Source organism: Streptomyces sp. NPDC037100 (assembly GCF_055606225.1).
On sequence record NZ_JBVJSX010000005.1, the window covers coordinates 587,743 to 607,020 of the forward strand.

General features: G+C 73.1%; 24 protein-coding genes and 1 pseudogene. 7 read left to right on the top strand and 18 right to left on the bottom strand.

The window, feature by feature from the left end; all coding sequences use genetic code 11:
* Nucleotides 1-25: 25 nt before the first annotated feature.
* Genes ACZ7EG_RS19985 through gvpO form a run of 8 tightly spaced genes read right to left on the bottom strand, consistent with a single transcriptional unit; the run spans nt 26 to nt 3,625 of the window.
* Complete coding sequence (locus ACZ7EG_RS19985; protein ID WP_471080152.1) at nt 26-319, bottom strand: gas vesicle protein K; 294 nt, start codon at nt 317-319, stop codon at nt 26-28.
* On the bottom strand, nt 316-564 hold the full coding sequence (locus tag ACZ7EG_RS19990; RefSeq protein ID WP_471080155.1) for a gas vesicle protein: 249 nt from the start codon (nt 562-564) through the stop codon (nt 316-318). The genes ACZ7EG_RS19985 and ACZ7EG_RS19990 overlap by 4 nt, the downstream gene beginning before the upstream one ends.
* Nucleotides 561-1,418 (bottom strand): GvpL/GvpF family gas vesicle protein, encoded by an 858-nt coding sequence (locus ACZ7EG_RS19995; protein ID WP_471080158.1) that lies wholly within the window; start codon nt 1,416-1,418, stop codon nt 561-563. Before ACZ7EG_RS19995 ends, ACZ7EG_RS19990 begins: the two co-directional genes overlap by 4 nt.
* A complete protein-coding gene (locus ACZ7EG_RS20000; RefSeq protein ID WP_471080161.1) occupies nt 1,415-1,759 on the bottom strand; it encodes a gas vesicle protein in 345 nt (114 codons plus the stop codon). Before ACZ7EG_RS20000 ends, ACZ7EG_RS19995 begins: the two co-directional genes overlap by 4 nt.
* On the bottom strand, nt 1,756-2,019 hold the full coding sequence (locus ACZ7EG_RS20005) for a gas vesicle protein GvpG (protein WP_471080164.1): 264 nt from the start codon (nt 2,017-2,019) through the stop codon (nt 1,756-1,758). Before ACZ7EG_RS20005 ends, ACZ7EG_RS20000 begins: the two co-directional genes overlap by 4 nt.
* Before the next feature lie 4 nt (nt 2,020-2,023).
* On the bottom strand, nt 2,024-2,791 hold the full coding sequence (locus ACZ7EG_RS20010; RefSeq protein ID WP_471080167.1) for a GvpL/GvpF family gas vesicle protein: 768 nt from the start codon (nt 2,789-2,791) through the stop codon (nt 2,024-2,026).
* A complete protein-coding gene (locus tag ACZ7EG_RS20015; protein ID WP_471080169.1) occupies nt 2,788-3,264 on the bottom strand; it encodes a gas vesicle structural protein GvpA in 477 nt (158 codons plus the stop codon). The genes ACZ7EG_RS20010 and ACZ7EG_RS20015 overlap by 4 nt, the downstream gene beginning before the upstream one ends.
* Nucleotides 3,265-3,301: 37 nt before the next feature.
* The gene (gene gvpO / locus ACZ7EG_RS20020) at nt 3,302-3,625 is read right to left on the bottom strand and encodes a gas vesicle protein GvpO (protein WP_471080172.1); all 324 of its coding nucleotides are present in this window, start codon (nt 3,623-3,625) and stop codon (nt 3,302-3,304) included.
* 220 nt (nt 3,626-3,845) lie between these two features.
* Between gvpO and ACZ7EG_RS20025 the strand changes: the two genes are divergently transcribed.
* Both ACZ7EG_RS20025 and ACZ7EG_RS20030 read left to right on the top strand, forming a co-directional pair.
* On the top strand, nt 3,846-4,613 hold the full coding sequence (locus ACZ7EG_RS20025) for a GNAT family N-acetyltransferase (RefSeq protein WP_471080175.1): 768 nt from the start codon (nt 3,846-3,848) through the stop codon (nt 4,611-4,613).
* Complete coding sequence (locus ACZ7EG_RS20030) at nt 4,613-5,428, top strand: lysophospholipid acyltransferase family protein (RefSeq protein ID WP_471080178.1); 816 nt, start codon at nt 4,613-4,615, stop codon at nt 5,426-5,428. Before ACZ7EG_RS20025 ends, ACZ7EG_RS20030 begins: the two co-directional genes overlap by 1 nt.
* Before the next feature lie 323 nt (nt 5,429-5,751).
* On the opposite strand, the gene ACZ7EG_RS20035 is transcribed toward ACZ7EG_RS20030, so the two are convergent.
* On the bottom strand, nt 5,752-8,097 hold the full coding sequence (locus tag ACZ7EG_RS20035) for an ATP-binding cassette domain-containing protein (protein ID WP_471080181.1): 2,346 nt from the start codon (nt 8,095-8,097) through the stop codon (nt 5,752-5,754).
* Nucleotides 8,098-8,118: 21 nt separating this feature from the next.
* On the bottom strand, nt 8,119-9,105 hold the full coding sequence (locus ACZ7EG_RS20040; RefSeq protein WP_471080184.1) for an LLM class flavin-dependent oxidoreductase: 987 nt from the start codon (nt 9,103-9,105) through the stop codon (nt 8,119-8,121).
* A gap of 128 nt (nt 9,106-9,233) precedes the next feature.
* Here ACZ7EG_RS20040 and ACZ7EG_RS20045 point away from each other — a divergent pair.
* A pseudogene (locus ACZ7EG_RS20045) lies at nt 9,234-9,947 on the top strand (nucleotidyltransferase domain-containing protein); the annotation flags it as partial.
* Here the strand turns inward: ACZ7EG_RS20045 and rpmF are convergent.
* The gene (gene rpmF, locus ACZ7EG_RS20050) at nt 9,930-10,100 is read right to left on the bottom strand and encodes a 50S ribosomal protein L32 (protein WP_471080187.1); all 171 of its coding nucleotides are present in this window, start codon (nt 10,098-10,100) and stop codon (nt 9,930-9,932) included. The pseudogene ACZ7EG_RS20045 and the gene rpmF sit on opposite strands and share 18 nt — an antisense overlap.
* Nucleotides 10,101-10,214: 114 nt before the next feature.
* On the opposite strand from rpmF, the gene ACZ7EG_RS20055 reads away from it, so the two are divergent.
* Entirely contained in the window at nt 10,215-10,709 is a 495-nt protein-coding gene (locus ACZ7EG_RS20055) for a phosphatase domain-containing protein (RefSeq protein ID WP_471080191.1), read from the top strand.
* Nucleotides 10,710-10,742: 33 nt separating this feature from the next.
* Here the strand turns inward: ACZ7EG_RS20055 and ACZ7EG_RS20060 are convergent, their stop codons facing one another.
* From ACZ7EG_RS20060 to egtA, 5 genes are all read right to left on the bottom strand, one after another.
* The gene (locus ACZ7EG_RS20060; protein ID WP_471080198.1) at nt 10,743-10,958 is read right to left on the bottom strand and encodes a dodecin; all 216 of its coding nucleotides are present in this window, start codon (nt 10,956-10,958) and stop codon (nt 10,743-10,745) included.
* 125 nt (nt 10,959-11,083) lie between these two features.
* Nucleotides 11,084-12,046 carry an L-histidine N(alpha)-methyltransferase gene (egtD, locus tag ACZ7EG_RS20065; protein ID WP_471080201.1) on the bottom strand — a complete coding sequence of 321 codons (963 nt, stop codon included), beginning with the start codon at nt 12,044-12,046 and terminating at the stop codon, nt 11,084-11,086.
* Entirely contained in the window at nt 12,043-12,834 is a 792-nt protein-coding gene (gene egtC / locus ACZ7EG_RS20070; protein ID WP_471080204.1) for an ergothioneine biosynthesis protein EgtC, read from the bottom strand. Before egtC ends, egtD begins: the two co-directional genes overlap by 4 nt.
* The gene (gene egtB / locus ACZ7EG_RS20075; RefSeq protein ID WP_471080207.1) at nt 12,834-14,171 is read right to left on the bottom strand and encodes an ergothioneine biosynthesis protein EgtB; all 1,338 of its coding nucleotides are present in this window, start codon (nt 14,169-14,171) and stop codon (nt 12,834-12,836) included. The genes egtC and egtB overlap by 1 nt, the downstream gene beginning before the upstream one ends.
* Nucleotides 14,168-15,469, bottom strand: a complete 1,302-nt coding sequence (gene egtA / locus ACZ7EG_RS20080) for an ergothioneine biosynthesis glutamate--cysteine ligase EgtA (protein WP_471080210.1) — start codon at nt 15,467-15,469, stop codon at nt 14,168-14,170. Before egtA ends, egtB begins: the two co-directional genes overlap by 4 nt.
* Nucleotides 15,470-15,759: 290 nt before the next feature.
* Between egtA and ACZ7EG_RS20085 the strand changes: the two genes are divergently transcribed.
* Entirely contained in the window at nt 15,760-16,605 is an 846-nt protein-coding gene (locus ACZ7EG_RS20085) for a TIGR02452 family protein (protein ID WP_471080212.1), read from the top strand.
* Here ACZ7EG_RS20085 and ACZ7EG_RS20090 read toward each other — a convergent pair.
* Nucleotides 16,568-17,014, bottom strand: coding sequence for a type II toxin-antitoxin system PemK/MazF family toxin (locus ACZ7EG_RS20090; protein WP_471080215.1), 447 nt, complete (start codon nt 17,012-17,014; stop codon nt 16,568-16,570). The two genes, ACZ7EG_RS20085 and ACZ7EG_RS20090, sit on opposite strands and share 38 nt — an antisense overlap.
* Before the next feature lie 288 nt (nt 17,015-17,302).
* Between ACZ7EG_RS20090 and ACZ7EG_RS20095 the strand changes: the two genes are divergently transcribed.
* Together ACZ7EG_RS20095 and ACZ7EG_RS20100 are read left to right on the top strand one after the other, a co-directional pair.
* Nucleotides 17,303-17,812, top strand: coding sequence for a GNAT family N-acetyltransferase (locus ACZ7EG_RS20095; RefSeq protein WP_471080218.1), 510 nt, complete (start codon nt 17,303-17,305; stop codon nt 17,810-17,812).
* Between the two features lie 11 nt (nt 17,813-17,823).
* Complete coding sequence (locus tag ACZ7EG_RS20100; RefSeq protein WP_471080221.1) at nt 17,824-18,534, top strand: maleylpyruvate isomerase family mycothiol-dependent enzyme; 711 nt, start codon at nt 17,824-17,826, stop codon at nt 18,532-18,534.
* Nucleotides 18,535-18,619: 85 nt separating this feature from the next.
* On the opposite strand, the gene ACZ7EG_RS20105 is transcribed toward ACZ7EG_RS20100, so the two are convergent.
* Nucleotides 18,620-19,228 (bottom strand): DJ-1/PfpI family protein, encoded by a 609-nt coding sequence (locus ACZ7EG_RS20105; protein ID WP_471080223.1) that lies wholly within the window; start codon nt 19,226-19,228, stop codon nt 18,620-18,622.
* Between the last annotated feature and the right edge of the window lie 50 nt (nt 19,229-19,278).

The window sequence follows — 19,278 nt, forward strand, 5'->3', positions numbered from 1 at the left end:
CCGGCCCCGTCTCGCGATGCGCGCGTCACGGGCGGGGGTCGGCCAGCAAGGGGCCCAGCGGGCCGAGGTCCAGGTTGAGGTCGCTGCGCCGCAGACCGTGCTGCGCGCACAGCTCGTCCATGCGCTCGTCCAGCAGCATCAGCGCGGTGCCGAGCCGGTCCTCCTGCTCGGCGCTGAGCGTCCCCTCGTCGAAACGGCGCACCGCCTGGCGTTCCATGAGCTGCCGGAGGAGTTCCACCACGGTCAGGACAAGGGCCGCCAGGTCGTTCGTGACCCGCTCGGGATCGAGGTCCATCGCGTGGGTGCGCGGCGCGGTCACAGCGGCCCGCTGTCCGACCAGGGTGCGGGGACCCGGTCGCTGACCGATGCCAGCAGGGCGTGCAGGGAGATCCGCACCAACGGCACGTCGGCGATGGCCAGCACCAGATCGCCGCTGACCACGACGCCGGTCGCCAGCACCCGGTCGAGCAGGTCGACGAGCGGCACCCCGACGGGCGCGTACGGCTCCTCCCCGTCCCAGGGCACCGCCGTGCGCTCGGCGCCGCCCGCGACCGGCACGGTCATGCGCCGGCCTCCGGGTGTGCGGCGCACTCCACCTCGTCCGGCCGGGCGAAGGAGTACGGGATCCAGGGGCCCGACATGGTGACGTCCACGGCCGAGAGGCGGGCGTCGCGGGCCAGTTCGGCGACGGCGCTGACGAACTCGTCACGCCGTCCGTCGTCGACCAGATAGGCGACATTGAGGAGTTGGGGGACGCTCCGGCCCGTCAGTTGTTCACTCTGCGGCCGGTGCCGGGTCGCGGCGACCGCGTACCGCCGCAGCTCCCGGTCGACGGCGTGCGCCTGCGCCAGGGCCCGCTCGCGCGACTCGCGTTCGGTGCGTCGCCTGTCGCTCGCCCGCCGCAGGTACGACCGCCCGTCGGCCGGTTCCGCCCCGGCGGCAGCGGCAGCCGGCGCGGCGGCGGTGCCGGGGCCGTGCACCTTCACCGCCCACTCGGTGCGGTCGCGCAGCCGGTCCAGCAGGGCGCGCAGGGACGTCTCTTGGGCGGTCACGGCCCGGACCGCGTTGCCGTCGTCCAGATACAGCGTCGCCATCGGTAGAGGCACGACGGGGCCCGCGCTCGCGGCCGTCTCCACGCCCCGGTGGTGGGCGCGGGCACAGCGCTCCAGCTCCTCGGGCCGGTTGAGCCGCTCCGCGAGCGACGCCTCGCCGAAGTCGGCCGCCGCAACGTCCTGCACGACCAGGTGGAGAGGGCCCGCGGCCAGGATCCGTAGCGGGCCGCCGCCGTCATGGCCCGGCGTCACCGAGAGCAGCTCGTCCGGCGGTGGGGTGTCCGTCACGGCGAACACGCAGGTGACGGTGGTGCGCGACGCGTCCGGTCGCGTCGCTGCCGCGCGGGCGGCCCGGACCCCGCTCATCGGGCCACCTCCGTGCTGTCGGGACCGGCTTCCTCCAGGGCCTCGAGACGGGCACGCAGCCGGGCGTTCTCCTCGCCGAGCGCGTCACGCGCGGCCCGCGAGGACAGCGCCGGGTCCGTCTCCCACCAGTCGATGCCCGCTTTCTTGGCGGTCTCGACCGAGGCGATGAACAGGCGCAGACGGATGGTGAGCAGTTCGATGTCGAGCAGGTCGATCTTGATGTCGCCCGCGATGACGATGCCCTTGTCCAGAACGCGTTCGAGCAGGTCCGCGAGGCTCCCGCTGGGTGGCCCGGCGGGCTGCGCTCCCGGGCCCGCGGGCCAGGTGCCGAGGTCGGTCACGAAGCGCCCCCGCGGTGGTGGTGGCCGGTGTACCGGACGGGGCTGTCGAGGCGTGCGAGCAACCGCTCCTCCTCTTCCTCGAAGGCCGCCTCGTCGATGGCGCCCTCCTCCAGGGCCCGGTTGAGTGCCGCGAGGCGTGCCTGCACCGCACGCGGGTCGCCCATCTGCCGTTCGGCCTCCTTCAGCAGGTGGTCGGCGACCCAGAGCGTGCCGCGCACCGGGGCCAGCGGCAACAGCAGCAGTCCGCTCACGAGTCCCACCGCGTCACCGGCCGGCCGGTGCGGACTGCGCGTCGACGAAGCTGTAGCACGGCAGCGGACCGGTCACACTGAGCGTCAGCCTGTCCCCGACGTCACGTGCCTGCGCGGTCACCGCCTGCCGGAAGCGCTGCTCGTCGGCGGAACGCACCAGGAACGACGTGCTCAGCACCTGCTCGTCGTCGACCGGTCCCGGCGCCGTGCGCACGGCGAGGGGGGTCAGGCGGGCCAGCACCTTCCGGGCCGCGTCCCGGGCCTCGCGCGCGACACCCTTGGCGAGCGCCTCGCCGAGCCGTACGTTCGCCTCGTAACCGGGGCGCCGGCGAGTCCGGCGGGCGAGCGCGCGCAGGGCCTCGTCACGGCGTACGAGGTCGGCGAAGTGTCCGGGGACGACGGCGCCCTTCACGTTCATCTCGACGCAGCCCCTCACCCTGTCGAGCTGTGTGGTCAAGTGGGCGCGGTCGGAGCGCAGTTGGGAACACAGCGCCACCGCGTCGGGGGCGAGGACGGCGAACCGCATGGGCAGGACGGGGCCCTGCGCGGCGAGTTCGCCGAGCACCGCCTGATGCGCCATCAGGTCGCGCCGCCGCGCCCGGACCGACGCCGGGGCGTCCGAGACGGCGGCGCACAGCCCCGCCTCGGTCAGCAGCCGCACCGCCGCACCGTCCACCCCGGGTGTCCGCGGGGGCCGGATGCCCGCGGCGGCGATGCCGTAGACGTACAGGGTGCCGAGCGTGCCGGCGGTGGTGAGGGCGGTGGTGGCCGTCACGGTCATTCCTCCTCGGCCTTGCGGCGCCGGGGCCGCGGGCGGTCGTCGTCACTGCGGCGCTTGCGCGCCGGCCGCGGGGCTTGCTCGGCACGGGCGTCGGCATCGTCGTCGGCCACGTCCTCCTCCGGCTCGTGCTCCGGGCTGAGGACGTCGCGGACCTTGTCGGTCAGGGAGCGGGCCGTGCGCTTGGCACCCGCCTTGCCGATGGTCCTGGCCACCGGCCCACCGAACAGCTCGGGCACGGTCTTGGAACGCGCATCGTGCTCGAGGTCCAGGCGGTTGCACGCCTCCGCGAACCGCAGATACGTGTCGACACTGGCGACCACGATGCGCGCGTCGACCTTGAGGATCTCGATCCCGACCAGCGAGACACGCACGAAGACGTCGATCACCATGCCGCGGTCGAGGATCAGTTCCAGCACGTCGTAGAGGGTTCCGGCGCGGGGCGCACAGACGATCTCGTCGCTGTAGACGGTCATGAGGCGGTCCTTCCGGTCGGCGGTTGCGGCGGTCCGGTCACTGGTCCTGGGCGCCGCGCCGGAAGCGCGCGATCCGGCGGTACTGCACCAGCTCGCCCGCCGCGTCCAGTTCCACCCGGTACGTCGCGAGCAGACTCGTGGTGTCCGGGATGCGGGCCAGTTCGAGCACGTCGACGTCGACGACCCAGCCGTCGTCCTCGCCCCGGCACACCGCGGAAACCCCTTCGAGGCGGTGGCGGATCAGCTCCGTCAGCGCCTCGGCTGCGCGCCGGGCCGCCTCCCCGGCACCGCGCACGGGGCGTCGCCGCTTGGTGGACGAGGACGAGCCGCCTCGTCGCTCGTCGCCTCCGTGTTCTGTCATACCGCTCACTCTGGCCGCAGCAGCCGGAGGGCGCGTGCCGGGCTGGGCCATCCGGGGCCGCACCCGGGGGCGCGAGCCGTTCAACAACCTCACACCCGTTCTCTCTGCACATGACACGCGACGGTCAGGCGACGTCGGGAGAACAGAGGAGAAGGCCCGCACGACACCGCTCAGCGCCCCGCCCCGCCTCACCGAACCGGCCCGTGACCAGGAGAGAGCCATGACCGGCGTACTGACCGTCGACCGCCCCGCGCAGCCCGCGGCCCCCACCCGCTACACCGTCGCCCTCGCCCGGAACGAGGAGGACGTGCGGGCCGCTCAGCGGCTGCGGCACGACGTCTTCGCCGGCGAGCTGGGCGCCCTGCTGGCCGGCCCGCAGCCGGGCCTCGACGCCGACGCGTTCGACGCGTACTGCGACCACCTGCTCGTACGGGAGGAGACGACCGGCCAGGTCGTCGGCACCTACCGGCTGCTGCCGCCGGAGCGCGCGGCCGTGGCCGGACGGCTGTACTCCGAGGGCGAGTTCGACCTGAGCGCGCTCGACGGGATCCGGCCGCAGCTCGTCGAGGTCGGCCGCTCCTGCGTGCACCCCGACCACCGGGACGGCGCGGTCATCAGCCTCATCTGGGCCGGCATCGCCCGCTACATGGTCGACCACGGCCACGAGTGGCTCGCCGGCTGCTGCTCCGTCCCGCTCGCCGACGGCGGCACCCTCGCGTCCGCCACCTGGGACCGGGTGAGCGGCCGGCACCTCTCCCCGGAGGAGTTCCGGGTCCGGCCGCTGCTGCCGTGGACGCCGGGTCCCGCGCCCGCTACCCGTGTCGAACTGCCCGCCCTGCTGCGCGGATACCTGCGCCTGGGTGCCTGGGTGTGCGGCGAACCGGCCCACGACCCGGACTTCGGCGTCGCCGACCTGTACGTACTGCTGCCGATGAGCCGCGTCAACGGGCGCTACCTGCGCCACTTCCTCTCCCTGGCACCGGCCTGATGAGTGCCTGGCTGCCCACCGCGCCCTGCACGCCCGAGGCCTGTCTCCAGGCGCCGGCGGCCGTGCGGGCGCGGGATGTGCCGCGTGCCGTACTGCGGCTCGGCGCGGTCGTGGCGCTCCTCCTCGTGGGGATCGCGCTGACGCCCCTCGGCGCCCGGATACCGGCGTCGCTGGTCCGGCGCTGGTGCCGGTGGGTCGTACGGGCCGCCGGCGTCCGCGTCCGGGTCACCGGTGCCGCCGCCCCCACCGGGGGTCTGCTGCTGGTCGCCAATCACATCTCCTGGCTGGACATCCCGCTGCTCGCCGCCGTACGTCCCGCCCGGATGCTGGCCAAGACGGAGGTGCGGCGCTGGCCCGTCGCCGGTGCGCTGGCCGCGCGCGGCGGAACCCTGTTCATCGACCGGGACCGGCTGCGAGCCCTCCCGGACACCGTCGCCCGGATCGCCGCGGCACTGCGCGAGGGCACCGCGGTCGCGGCCTTCCCCGAGGGCAGCACCTGGTGCGGCCGGGCCCAGGGCACCTTCCGCCGGGCCGTCTTCCAGGCCGCCCTGGACGCCGGGGTGCCGGTCCAGCCGGTCCGGCTCGGCTACCGGCTCGGTGACGGCAGGGCCACCACGGCCCCCGCGTACGTCGGCGAGGACACGCTGCTCGCCTCCCTGTGGCGGGTGACTACGGCCCGCGGCCTGATCGCCGAGGTCGAGGTACGGGAGGCCCTCCCGCCGGGCAGCAGCCCCGACCGCCGCGCCCTCGCCCGAGCGGCTCAGTCGCGGGAGACCGCCGCGCCGGCCTGGACGCACACGGTGCTGGTGGCGTAGGGGCGCCCTTATTTCGACGGGGCCCGGCTGGGTGCGCACTGCCGGACCTCAGCGGCTGGGGCCCGGCCGGGTGCTGCCGGAGTTCTGCGGCTGGGGCCTGGCGTGGGTGTGTGCTGCCGGAGTTCTGCGGCTGGGGCTCGGTGTGGGTGTGTGCTGCCGGGCCTCTGCGGCTGGGGCTCGGTGTGGGTGCGCACTGCCGGGCCTCTGTGGCTGGGGCTCGGTGTGGGTGTGTGCTGCCGGGCCTCTGCGGCTGGGGCTCGGTGTGGGTGCGCACTGCCGGGCCTCTGTGGCTGGGGCCCGGCGTGGGTGCGTGCTGCCGGACCTCAGCGGCCCCCGGACAGCGCGCGTGCCAGATACGGTGCCGTCCGGCTGTCCGTCGAGCGGGCGACGTCCGTGGGCGGGCCCGCCGCCACGATGCGACCTCCCTCGTCGCCGCCGCCCGGGCCGAGGTCGATCACCCAGTCCGCGCCCGCGACGACGGACATGTCGTGCTCGACGACGACCACCGTGTGCCCGGCGTCGACGAGGCCGTGCAACTGGCGCATCAGGACCTCCACGTCCGCCGGGTGCAGCCCGGTCGTGGGTTCGTCGAGAAGGTACAGCGTGTGGCCGCGCCTGCCGCGCTGCAGTTCGCTCGCCAGCTTGATGCGCTGGGCCTCGCCGCCGGAGAGCTCGGTCGCGGGCTGGCCGAGGCGGAGGTAGCCCAGACCGACGTCGAGCAGGGTGCCGAGACTGCGGGCCGCGACCGGGGTGTCCGCGAAGAACTCCGCCGCGCTCTCCACCGTCAGATCCAGCACCTGCGCGATGTTCCGCCCCCGGTACGTCACCTCCAGCGTCTCCGGGTTGTAGCGGGCCCCACCGCAGTCCGGGCAGGGCGCGTACGTACTCGGCAGGAACAGCAGCTCGACGCTGACGAACCCCTCGCCCTGGCAGGTCTCGCAGCGCCCGCCCGCCACGTTGAAGGAGAACCGCCCCACGCCGAAACCGCGTTGGCGCGCCCCCTCGGTGGCCGCGAACACCTTGCGGACGACGTCGAAGAGGCCCGTGTAGGTGGCGAGGTTGGAACGCGGGGTGCGGCCGATCGGCCTCTGGTCGACCGAGACCAGCCGGCCCACGCCCGCCGAGTCCTGGGTGATCTCGCCGATGAGCGTGGACTTTCCGGAGCCGGACACGCCGGTGACCGCCGTGAACACGCCGAGCGGGAACTCCGCCGTCACGCCGCGCAGGTTGTGCCGCGTGATCGGGCCGGTCCTCAGCCGGCCCGTCGCCTCGCGCACCTTCCGGGCCGGGGCGGGGGAGTCGCCGAACAGGTAGCGGGCGGTCGCCGACTCCTCGACGCCGGCCAGCCCGGCCACCGGGCCGCTGTGCAGCACCCGCCCGCCGTGCTCACCCGCGTCCGGACCCACGTCGACCAGCCAGTCGGCGGCGCGCACCACGTCCAGGTGGTGTTCCACCACGAACACCGAGTTCCCGGAGGCCTTCAGCCGCGCCAGCACCGTGAGCAGCGCCTCGGTGTCCGCCGGGTGCAGTCCTGCCGACGGCTCGTCGAGGACGTAGACGACCCCGAACAGGCCGGAGCGCAGCTGGGTGGCGAGGCGCAGGCGCTGCAGTTCGCCGGCGGAGAGGGTGGGCGTCGGCCGGTCGAGGCTGAGGTAGCCGAGACCCAGCTCGACGACCGGCGCGATACGGGACCTCAGGTCGTCGGTGAGCACCCGGGCGGCCTCCGAGCTCGCGTCGAGACCGGCGGCCAGTTCCACCAGCGGCAGCGTCGCCAGCTCGGCGATGGTCCGGCCGCCGAACGTCACCGCCAGGGCCTCGGGGCGCAGCCGGCTGCCGCCGCAGGCGGGGCAGGGCGCACTGGTGAGGAACCGCTCCGCCTTCGCTCTCAGGGTGGCGCTCTTGGAGTGCGAGAACGTCTTCATCACGTACCGGTGGGCACTCATGTACGTGCCTTGGTACGGCCGTTGGATCCGGTCGGCGTCCCGCACGGGGTGCACCGTGACGACCGGCTGCTCGTCCGTGAACAGGATCCACTCCCGCTCGTCCGCGGGCAGCTCCCGCCACGGCCGGTCGACGTCGTGGCCGAGCGCGTCGAGGATGTCCCGCAGGTTCTTGCCCTGCCAGGCGCCCGGCCACGCGGCGATCGCCCCGTCCCGGATCGACAGCGAGGGGTCGGGGACCAGCAGTTCCTCGCTCGTACGGTGCACCTGCCCGAGCCCGTGGCACTCCGGGCAGGCCCCCGCCGTCGTGTTGGGCGAGAAGGCGTCGGAGTCGAGCCGCCCGGCGCCGGGCGGGTAGGCGCCGGCCCGGGAGAACAGCATGCGCAGGGAGTTGGAGAGGTTGGTGACGGTGCCGACGGAGGAGCGTGAGGTGGGCGCCGCCCGGCGCTGCTGGAGCGAGACCGCCGGGGGCAGACCCGTGAGCTCCCCGACCTTCGGCGCGCCGACCTGGTGGATCAGCCGGCGCGCGTAGGGCGCCACCGACTCGAAGTAGCGCCGCTGCGCCTCCGCGTAGATCGTGCCGAACGCCAGCGACGACTTGCCCGAGCCGGACACGCCGGTGAACACGGCCAGCACGTCGCGGGGGATGTCGACGTCGACGCCCCGGAGGTTGTGCTCACGGGCTCCGCGGACACGGACGTACGGGTCATGGGGGTCGCGGTCGTGCATGGGAGACGACTCTAACCGGATCTAACCGGAGGTGATCGCGGCCAGCCGCCGGTAGGAGTCCAGCAGGGCCTCACGGTCGTACGTGCTGGTCGTGACGAGCACCTCCTGGGCGCCCGTCTCCTTCAGCACCGTCTCCAGCTCGTGCGCCACCTGCTCCTCGGTGCCGGCGATGTGGCCGGTCAGGCCGGACTCGTACAAGCCGCGCTCCTTCGCGGTCATCGTGCGTGCTTCCACGCGCTCTGCGGGCGGCAGCGGCGGGAAGGTGCCGTGGGTGCGGGAGTGCGCCATGGACCAGGCCTCAGGAATGAGCAGCCGACGGGCCTCCTCGGGGGTGCCGGCCACGGCGATCGTGCCCGAGACGACGACGTAGGGCTCCGCGGCCCAGACGGAGGGGCGGAAGTGGTCGCGGTAGTGGTCGATGCCGCGTCGCATCTTGTCCCGGTTCCTCAGGTCGCCGATGACCATGGGCAGGCCCGCGCGGGCGGCGATGCCGGCGCCCTCGCCCATGGCCAGGACGAACGGCGGCACGCTCAGGCCCTCCGCGGGCCGGGCGTGGACCCCGGTGGGGGAGGTGCCCCGGAACCAGCCGAGCAGCTCCGCGAGCTGGGCCTCGAAGTCGTCGGCGTCGCCCTTGCCGCGGCCCAGGGCCCGCCGCACCCCGTCCGTGAAGCCGACGGACCGGCCCAGGCCCATGTCGATCCGCCCGGGGAACAGCGACTCCAGTACGCCGAACTGCTCGGCCACGACCAGCGGCCGGTGGTTGGGCAGCATCACCCCGCCGGTGCCGACGCGGATCGTCCGGGTCGCGCCCGCGACGGCTGCGGCCAGCACGGTCGGCGCGGAGCCGGCGACCCCGGGCACGCCGTGGTGCTCCGAGACCCAGAGCCGGTGGTAGCCGAGCCGCTCCAGCTCCCTCGCCAGCCGCACGGTGTCGCGCAGCGCCTCGGGATGGGTGTGCCCCTCGCGGGTGCGGGAGCGGTCGAGGACGGACAGGCGCACGGGATCCATACCAGGTTCTACGCCGGGCGGTCCCGCCGGTATTCCGCCCTTCCGCGTGGACCGCCGCCGGAAAACCGGATGACCGCGTCCCGGCACGTCAGGACAATGTTCCGGTACCTCGTAGCGAAAGGCGGCCGACCGTGACCGTCCCCAACGTCCTGCTCTCCGGCATCGTCGGATCGACCGCCTACGGCCTTGCCCGCCCGGGCTCGGACATCGACCGCCTCGGCCTGTTCGCCGCGCCGACCGAAGAGCTGCACGGCCTGCGCCGGCCGAAGGAGTCCCACGTCAGCACGGCCCCGGACCGGACCCTGCACGAGGCCGCCAAGTGGTGCCGGCTGGCCCTCGGCGGCAACCCGACCGCGATGGAGCTGGTGTGGCTCCCGGACGACCTGTACGAGGTGCGCACCCCGCTCGGCGACGAACTCATCGGCATCCGTTCGGCGTTCCTGAGCGCCAAGCGCGTCCGGGACGCCTATCTCGGTTACGCCACACAGCAGTTCCGGCGGCTGGAGGCGCGCGGTGACGGTTCGTTCTCCGCCGACACCCGTAAGCGCACGGCGAAGCACGCCCGGCATCTCAAACGGCTGTGCGGGCAGGGCCTGGAGCTGTACACCACCGGGCGGTTGACGATCCGCGTCGAGAACCCGGACGAGTACCACGCCTTCGGTGAGCGCGTCGCCGCCGATCCCGCGGCCGCCCTGCCCCTGCTCCGGCACTACGAGGCCGCCTTCGACGAGGGCCCCACGGCACTGCCGGACGAGCCCGACGAGGCGCTGGTCGAGGCCTGGCTGCGCCGGGTCCGGGCGCACTTCTGGGCGGAGACGGCGTGCTCAGCCGTCGGGGCGTAGCAGACCGCGTTCGTAGGCCTTGACGAGGTTCTGCGGTACGAGGTGGCGGACGCCGTCCACGGTGACGGGGACCAGCGTCGGCGTGGTCGCCTTCCACTGGGCGCGGCGGTGACGGGTGTTGCTGCGGGACATCTTCCGCTTGGGGACGGCCATGGGGCTCCTCCTCGGTGGTCGGGCACCGAGACGCTACATGAAAATGGATCCCATTAACAATATGCGTTCCGGTGCCGGCCGCCGCCACCCCGAGCACCACTTAGGCTGGGCGGCGTGAGTGACGACCGCAGCAAGGCCCCGCTGGCCGTGTTCGACCTGGACAACACCCTCGCCGACACCACGCACCGGCAGGGCTTCCTGGAGCGCAGGCCGAAGGACTGGGACGGTTTCTTCTCGGCGGCGCCGCAGGACCCGCCCGTCCCTGAGGGCGTCGCGCTGGTCCGGGAGCAGGCCCGGGAGTGCGAGATCCTCTACCTCACCGGGCGGCCCGAGCGCTGCCGGCGCGACACGCTCGACTGGCTCGCCGCCCAGGGGCTGCCCGACGGACGCGTGTACATGCGGCGGGACGCCGACCGGCGGCCCGCCCGGTTCACCAAGCTGGAGATCCTGCGGCGGCTCGCCCGCACCCGCGAGGTCCGCGTCCTCGTCGACGACGACGAACTGGTCTGCGCCGACGCCCGGCGCGCGGGCTTCACCGTCGTACGGGCCGACTGGGTGACCCGGTCCGCCGAGATGAAGGCGGCACAGGAGCGCGAAGGGCGCACCTGAGAGTGCGTGCCGGGGGAGAGCCGGAGCCCCCGTCTACTCGGACTCGTCCAGCCGGAAGCCCACCTTCAGGCCCACCTGCCAGTGCGCGATCTGCCCGTCCTCGAGCTGGCCGCGCACCTGCGTCACCTCGAACCAGTCCAGGTTGCGCAGCGTCTGCGAGGCCCGCTCGATGCCGTTGCGGATGGCCTGGTCGACGCCGTCCGGTGAGGTGCCCACGATCTCCGTGACCCGGTAGGTGTGGTTCGACATGCCGCCGCTCCTCTTCCAGTGACGTTCCGGTCCGGGATTGTCACGCGTCATTCCACCGTGCCCCAAGCGGCGGCGAAGCGCGAGACGTCGTCTCCCGCCGTCGCCGCCGCCCCGGGCTCACCGGTTCAGCGCGCCACGCTCAGCGACAGCGCGAACCGGCCCGGACCGTCCGTCCACCAGTGGGTCAGGTCCAGCCCCGCCGCCGACAGTTCGGCGCGCACGCCGTCCTGCCGGAACTTCGCCGACACCTCGGTCCGCATCTCCTCACCCGCCGCGAAGTCCACGGCGAGATCGAGTGCCGGCACCTTCACCGTCTGTGCCCTGCGCGAGCGCAGCCGCATCTCGACCCACTCGTGCCCGGCGTCCCACAACGCCACATGGTCGAACGCGGCGGGCTCGAAGTCGCCGCCGAGCTCACGGTTGATCACGCTCAGGACGTTCTTGTTGAACGCGGCCGTCACCCCGGCGTCGTCGTCGTACGCCCGGACCAGCACCTCCTCGTCCTTGACCAGGTCCGTGCCCAGCAGCAGGGCGTCGCCCGGGGTGAGCAGGGCGCGTACGGACGCCAGGAACGCGGCGCGTTCGGCGGGCAGCAGATTGCCGATCGTGCCGCCGAGGAAGGCCACCAGCCGGGGCCCCGGTGTGTCCGGCAGGGTCAGTTCCGCGGTGAAGTCGGCGATCAGCGCGTGCACGTCCAGGCCCGGCCGCTCGGCGGCGAGCGCCCGTCCGGCCTGGGCGAGGGCGCTCTCGCTGACGTCGACCGGGACGTAGGTGTGCAGGTCCGTGAGGGCGTCGAGCAGATGCCGGGTCTTCTCCGAGGAGCCGGAGCCGAGCTCGACCAGGGTGCGCGCAGGCATCGCCGCGGCGATGTCGCCGGAACGCGCGAGGAGGATCTCCCGCTCCGCGCGCGTGGGGTAGTACTCCGGCAGTTCCGTGATCTTCTCGAACAGGTCGCTGCCATGGGCGTCGTAGAACCACTTCGGCGGGAGCGACTTGGGGCGGCCGGTCAGACCCCGGTGGACATCGGCGCGCAGCGCGGCGTCCGTGGCGTCCTCGGGCAGGGTGCGGGTGAGGTGGAACGGGCTCACGTGCGGGGCTCCTTCGCGAGTGCGGGCACGGTGGCGTCGGCGGGCTCCTTCAGCGGCGTGAGCAGCACGTCGGTGCGGCTCGCCACGAGCAGGGTGCGGTCGGGGACCTCCTGCCAGTGCGGATCGTCGTCGTAGGGCTCGGAGGCCACGACGGTGCCGCCGCCGGGCCGGGTGAGGTACCACAGGGCGTCGCCCCATGCGGTCGCGCTGATCGTGTCGCCGTTGGTGAGCAGGAGGTTGAGCCGGGAATCGGGGGCCGCGGCGGCGACCTCCAGGACCGTGTCGGCCATCGCCTGGCCCTCCTCGTCGCCGCCTCGCAACCGCGCCAGCACCAGCGCCCACACGAGCGCCGAGTCGTTGCGTGCCTCCAGGGACAGCAGGTCCTCGTGCGGCAGGGTCCGGGAGACGGCGGCCAGCGAGCCGGGCCACCCCTTCACCGCCCCGTTGTGGCTGAACAGCCACGTCCCCGCGGCGAACGGGGCCGCGGCGGCCTCCGCGTCCGCGCCCGACAGGGTCGCGTCCCGCACCGCGGCGAGCAGCCCCGTGGACCGTACGACCCGGGCGAGATCGGCGAACGACAGGTCCGCCCAGATCGGCCCCGCCCGGCGGTAGCGGGCCGGCACCGGATCGCCCTCGGCGTACCAGCCCACGCCGAAACCGTCGGCGTTGACCGTCCCGTACTTCTGGTGCCGGGGCGCCCACGACTGCCGGTACAGTCCGTGCGGGGGCTCCACCAGGAGCCGGCCCAGTGCCTCCGGTGGTCCCACGTACGCCACATGACGGCACATCAGACGTCCTCCGACCGGGCCGTGCGGAACCCGGAGAAGATCTGCCGCCGGATCGGATAGTCCCAGTTGCGGAAGGTGCCCCGGCAGGCCACCGCGTCCACGGCGAACGAACCGCCCCGCAGGACCTTGTACTCGGGCCCGAAGAAGACCTCCGAGTACTCCTTGTACGGGAACGGCCTGAACCCCGGGTACGGCAGGAAGTCGCTCGCCGTCCACTCCCACACGTCGCCGATCAACTGCCGCACGCCGAGCGGCGATTCACCGGCCGGGTAGCTCCCGGCGGGCGCCGGACGCAAGTGCCGCTGGCCGAGGTTGGCGTGCTCGGGCCCGGGGTCGGCGTCGCCCCACGGGTAGCGCATCGAGCGGTCGCCGGCCGGGTCGTGCCGGGCGGCCTTCTCCCACTCGGCCTCCGTGGGCAGCCGGCGTCCCGCCCAGCGGGCGTAGGCGTCGGCCTCGTACCAGCACACGTGCAGCACCGGCTCGTCGGGCGGGACGACCTCGGTGACGCCGAACCGGCGCCTGAGGAACTGCTTCCCGTCGCGCCGCCAGAACAGCGGCGCGTCGATCCCGTACCTGCGGATGTGCGCCCAGCCGTCGGCCGTCCACCACCGCGGGTCGTCGTAGCCGCCGTCCTCGATGAACGCCTGGTAGGCGCCGTTGGTCACCGGCGTGGTGTCGATGTGGAAGGCGGCCACCTCGCGCCGGTGCGCGGGGCGTTCGTTGTCCAGGGCCCACGGCTCGCCGGAGGTTCCCATCGTGAACGGGCCGCCGGGGACGAGGACTTCGGACGGTCCGGTGAACAGCGGCGCCGGTTCCGGGTCGGGTGCCGTCAGGGCCGGCGGGCCGGTGCGGAGCTGATGGGTGATCAGCATGGTCTCGTCGTGCTGCTGTTCGTGCTGCGCGATCATCCCGAAGGCGAACCCGGCCTCCGTCAGCCGGGTGCCGTGGAACGCGGCCCGCTCCAGCACGTCCAGTGCCCGGCCGCGCACGTCGGCGGCGTAGGTGCGGGCCTCGGCCGGTGAGAGCAGGGGCAGCTTCGGACGCTCGGCGCGGGGGTGCTCGAAGGCGTCGTAGAGGCCGTCGATCTCGGGGCGTATCGCCTCGTGCCCGGCGACGGCCCGCAGCAGCCACTGCTCCTCCTGGTTGCCGATGTGCGCGAGGTCCCACACCAGCGGCGACATCAGGGGCGAGTGCTGTGCGGTCAGGTCGGGGTCCTCCACGCAGCTCGTCAGCAGGGTGGTGCGGTCACGGGCGACGACGAGCGAGGCGACCGCCCGCTCACGCAGCACCTCGGGGTCGACGGTCCCGGCCTCGACGGTGGATTCGGTGTCGGTCATGGGCGCAGGTCCTTCCCGTGGGCGCGACCGTCCGTGCCGCGCTGTCGGTCGAGCAGGTCGTCGGCGGGGCAGCGGCCCAGGACGACGTAGCGGTCCAGATAGGCCGTGACGGCCTCGATGACCTCGGGGGTGGCGCCGAGCCGGGGCAGGGCGTCCAGTGCGGTCGTGAAGCACGTGACGGCCACCTCGCGCAGCTCCGCGTCGGCCAGACCGCCGCGGGCCGCGTCGAGCCACAGCGGATTGTGCGGCGCGGGCAGCCCCAGTGTCCGTTCGGTCAGCGGCTTCACGGCCCGGTACGCGGTCTCGGCGGCCTCCGGGTCGTCGAACAGCGCCGCCGTCACGGCGAGCGGCACGATCCAGCCGTCGTCTCCGGGCTGCGCGTCGATCATGCGCAGTTCGAGATGGCCGCGCGGCCTGACCGGCGGGAAGAGCGTCGTGACGTGGTAGTCGAGATCCTCCCGGGTGGGCGGCCGGGGCGCGCCGGTGCGGATCCAGTCCCGGAAGGTGAGCCCCTCGGGCACGTCCCAGGGGCCGCCGTCCCGCCGCACGCACATCACGGGGGAGTCCAGTACGTGCCGGGCCCAGGCGCCGCGCGGGTCGGTGTCCAGCCGCGGTCCGCCCGCCCGGCCGGCGCCGATCCGGGTCCACACCAGCTGCCGGGTGGACAGCCAGCCGGTCGGCCGGTTGCCGGCGAGCGGGGAGTTGGCGAACGCGGCCACCAGGACCGCGCCCAGATGGTGGGCCAGCCACCAGCGGCGCACCAGGCCCAGCGGCCCGGGCTCCTCGTAACCGGCGTCCAGGCACACCTGCACGGAGGCGGAGGTGCACATCATGGAGCGGCCGGCGGGGCCCGTGCGGTCCAGGCACGCCTCCATGGCGTCGTAGCGCGGTTCGCGCAGGAACCGGCGGGGTTCGTGCCAGGGGTCGTGGCCGAGGCCGACGAGGGCGAGGCCCTTGTCGCGCAGCACCGCGCGGACGGCGTCGAGGTCGGCGGAGACGGTACCGATGACTTCCGTCAGCGAGGCGGCGGGGAGCGAGCTCAGCTCCAGCTGGCCGCCGGGTTCCACGGTGAGCGCCGACTTCAGAGGAACGGTACGCAGTGCGGCGTAGGCCGCATCGAGTCGTTCGGGTGTGACGGGGAGCTGCGGTGCGCGCAGCTCGTGGACGAGCCATTCCACCTCGACACCGAGGCGGCGTGGCGGGCCGGTCTTGAAACAGATGCCGCGGACGAGAGCCTCGACCTCGGCTTCGGACAGTGAGGTGCGTGGCCGGGTACAGCCACCTACCGAATCGGACATGTAGGGATCCTCCTGAGATTCCACCATGCCACCGGTCCGGGCACTTCGGCGGCCCGGGCCGGGATCACCCGTCCACCCAAGACGTTCATGCCGCTCGGCACAAGGGGGCGAAGCGGGGCGTTCCCGGTCGGTCATACGGCCCGGCCCGGCGTTTCCAGGGACGTTCCCCGGCGTTCTCCCAAAGCGAAAACCCTGTTGCACCGGGGATGCGGCATCACCCACGATGCCTGCGTGAGCACGACAAGAACGGCCGCGCGGCGCGCGGGCACGGCGCCTACGGGGGTAGCGCCGTGAGCGCGCGTCTGCGCGGTATCGCGCAGCAGACCGAGCAGATCGTCGAGGCCGGCTCCTACCGCGCGCCGGACGGGCGTGAGGTGTCGATCGCGGCGGAAGTGCGGGCGGCCCGCGAGAGCACCCGCCTGTACGGGCCGGAACCGGTGCCGGTGCCCGCCGATCGGGTGACGGGGACACGGACGACGCTGATCGAGGTCACGGGCGAGAGCAGCATGGAGGCCGCCCGCCGGCTCGGCGGGCACGTGGCCGTGTTGAACTTCGCCTCCGCCCGCAACCCCGGCGGCGGCTACCTGAACGGCGCCCAGGCCCAGGAGGAGGCCCTCTGCCGGGCCTCGGCGCTGTACACGTGCCTCCTCGAGGCCCGCGCGTACTACGACCACCACCGGGCCCACCGCGATCCGTTCTACACGGACCGTGTCATCCACTCACCGGCCGTGCCCGTCTTCCGCGACGACCGGGGCGGCCTGCTGGCCGAGCCGTACACCGCGGGCTTCCTGACCTCGCCCGCGCCCAACGCGGGCGTGGTGCTGCGCACCGCCCCGGAACGGGCCGCCGAACTGCCGCGGGCGCTCGCGGTGCGCGCCGAACGCGTCCTGGAGACGGCCGCGGCCCACGGCTACCGCAGCCTCGTCCTGGGCGCCTGGGGCTGCGGAGTGTTCCGCAACGACCCCGCGCAGGTGGCGGAGGCGTTCCGGGCGTTGCTGGGGCCCGGTGGCCGGTTCGCGGGGGTCTTCGGGCACGTGGTGTTCGGGATCCTCGACCGGACGCGGGACCGGGCGGTGCTGGGGGCCTTCGAGAGGACGTTCAGCTCCAGCCGTAGCGCTCCTGCAGCCGGCGCCTGACCCGGTTGAACCGCATGCGGTCCAGGGCGCAGGCCTCCCGGCGCATGCCGTCCTCGTGCAGGCGCAGCACCCGCTCCACCGAGACCCACGAGAACCGGCCTGACCGGTCCCACGGCCCGCTGCCGATCCCCACCCACTCCCGGTCGCCGTCGTGCTCCTTGCTGGACAACTGCACGGCCAGGAAGGTGCCGCCCGCCTCGCGGGCGACCACCAGCACCGGGCGGTCCTTGCCACGCCCGTCGTTCTCCTCGTAGGGCACCCACGTCCACACGATCTCCCCGGGGTCGGGGTCGCCGTCGTGCGCGGGGGAGTACTCCGTCCGTACCCGGCCCACCTCGCGGGGGTCGGCCTGGACGGTGGCGGAGGGGCCGTGACGGCCCGGGACGTTCTCATCGGTAGGCGTGCTCACGGGGGCACCCTAGAGGCTGCCCCCGTGAGCCGCGCGTGAAGGGTCACCCGTCGTCCGTCGGCACCTTCTGCGTCATGCCCGTTGAGCGTTGAAGTGTCGCAACGACGGAGGTCATCATCGAGGCAGCATCGCCAAGTGCGTTGATGCGCCACAAGGCTCTTGCCGGCCCAGCTGCGGACGTGTTCCGCAGCTGGTCCGTCGAGGCGAAGACCACGGTCGGGTTCACGCCGCGCAGAAGGCGCGGAATCGGATGGACACGGCTCGGTACGGGGGCCGATGATCTCCGGCATGATCCGGGCCGCCACTGTGGACGACATCGCGGAGATCCGCGCGATGATCCGTGAACTCGCTGAGTACGAACGGGCTGCGGAGCAGGCCCGAGCGACCGAGGAGCAGCTCCGCGACGCGCTGTTCGGAGAACGTCCCGCTGCTTGCGCACTGATCGCTGAGGACGACGAGACGGGGCAGGCCGTGGGCTATGCCGTGTGGTTCCCCCGCTTCTCGACCTGGACCGGCACGCGCGGCATGCACCTGGAGGACCTCTACGTGCGGTCGCACGCCCGAGGTGGAGGACACGGCAAGGCTCTGCTGGCCTCACTGGCTGCGATCTGCCAACGGAACGGCTACGAGCGCTTCGAGTGGTGGGTCCTGGCCTGGAACGAACCGACGATCGACTTCTACAAGTCGCTCGGCGTGGAGCTGCTGAACGAGTGGACGGTATGCCGGCTGAGCGGTGAACCACTCGAGGACCTCGCTGCCCAGGCTCCGTCAGTCCTCGACCAGACCCGGTCCCTGTAGGACGTCGGGTCATGCAACCTCCTGTCGCAGCTGTGATCGAAGCCCACCGGACACTGGAAAGGCTCGTGGCCGGACTGAGCGATCAGCAGGTCGCCGAGGCATCCGCCCTTCCGGATTGGTCACGCGGCCACGTCCTCGCGCATCTCACCGACAACGCGAGAATGTTCGCCCGTCTCGCGGAACATGCCCTGCGCGGTGAACTCGTAGCGTGCTACGACGGCGGGGTCGACGAGCGCAACGCGATCATCGAAACGACGGCCGGCCGCAGCGCGGCCGAGCACCGCGCGCAACTCGCCGCGCACACGGCCGGGCTGGAGGCATCCTGGGCACGCGCCACCGACGTGGACTGGAGCCGTCCGGTGACGTTCCGCAACGCGAACCTTGCCGCGACCGTCTTCGCTCGCTGGCGCGAGGCATGGATCCACATGGTCGATCTGGAACTCGGCGTGCGGCCGGACGACTGGCCCGAGGACCTGGCCGCACACACCATCGACTTCCTCCTCGGCCGTCTTCCGGCGGGCACACGCGTCCGTGCCGAGGACACGGGCCGCAAGTGGTGCGTCGGCGACGGGCCGCCGGGCACGGTGGTCACCGCAGGCGTGCGCGACCTGGCGGCCTGGCTGGCGGGACGTACGCCCGTCGTGTCACCGGTGGCGGCGCAGGAGCTGCCTGCCCTCGGGCCCTGGCCGCCCCACCCGCCACAGCGCCTGGACCGCCTGTGACCTCGTCACCAGGCAGGGTGTGTGTGGGGCGCGCCGGTCTCGGCCCGAACGCCTGCAAGCGGCCCGAAACGCTGGTTACGAGGCGTCAGCGCAGTGCAACCACGTCCGTGTGGACGGCACGCATGGCCCGCTCGGCAGTCTCCTGGTTCTCGCCGACCGGAGCCACGTAGTCGATGGCGGCGCGCGCGGCCTCCTCGCCGAGCATCCGGGCGATCACCCACGTGGCGAGATACTGGGACGCCAGGCAACCGCCCGCCGTAGCGATGTTCCCCTCGGCGTGGAACGGTGCGTCCAGCACGGTGACGCCGCAGGCTTCGAGACGGGCCCGGCTCTTCATGTCCGTGCAAGCCGGCATGCCCTCCAGCAGCCCGAGCCGGGCGAGCACCAGCGCGCCGGAGCACTGCGCACCGATCAGCTGTCGGGAAGGGTCGAGCAGCAGCTTCGAGATCAGCCGGTCGTCGGCGACCACCTCTTGCGCCTTCACCCCGCTACCGATCAGCACAACGTCGGCTTCGGTCACGAACTCCATCGGGCGCTGCCCGGTCACCTCGACACCGTTCATCGACGTGACCACCGGCGTCGGCGTCGTGATGAAGGCTTCCAAGCCGTCCTTACGGCATCGGTTGATCAACGCGGAAGCGATGAAGCTGTCGAGCTCGTTGAACCCGTCGAAGGTGACCACGGCGACCTGCATCACAACTCCTTCAAGGAAGGCATCAGACGTCCGCAGTGTCCCTGGCACGC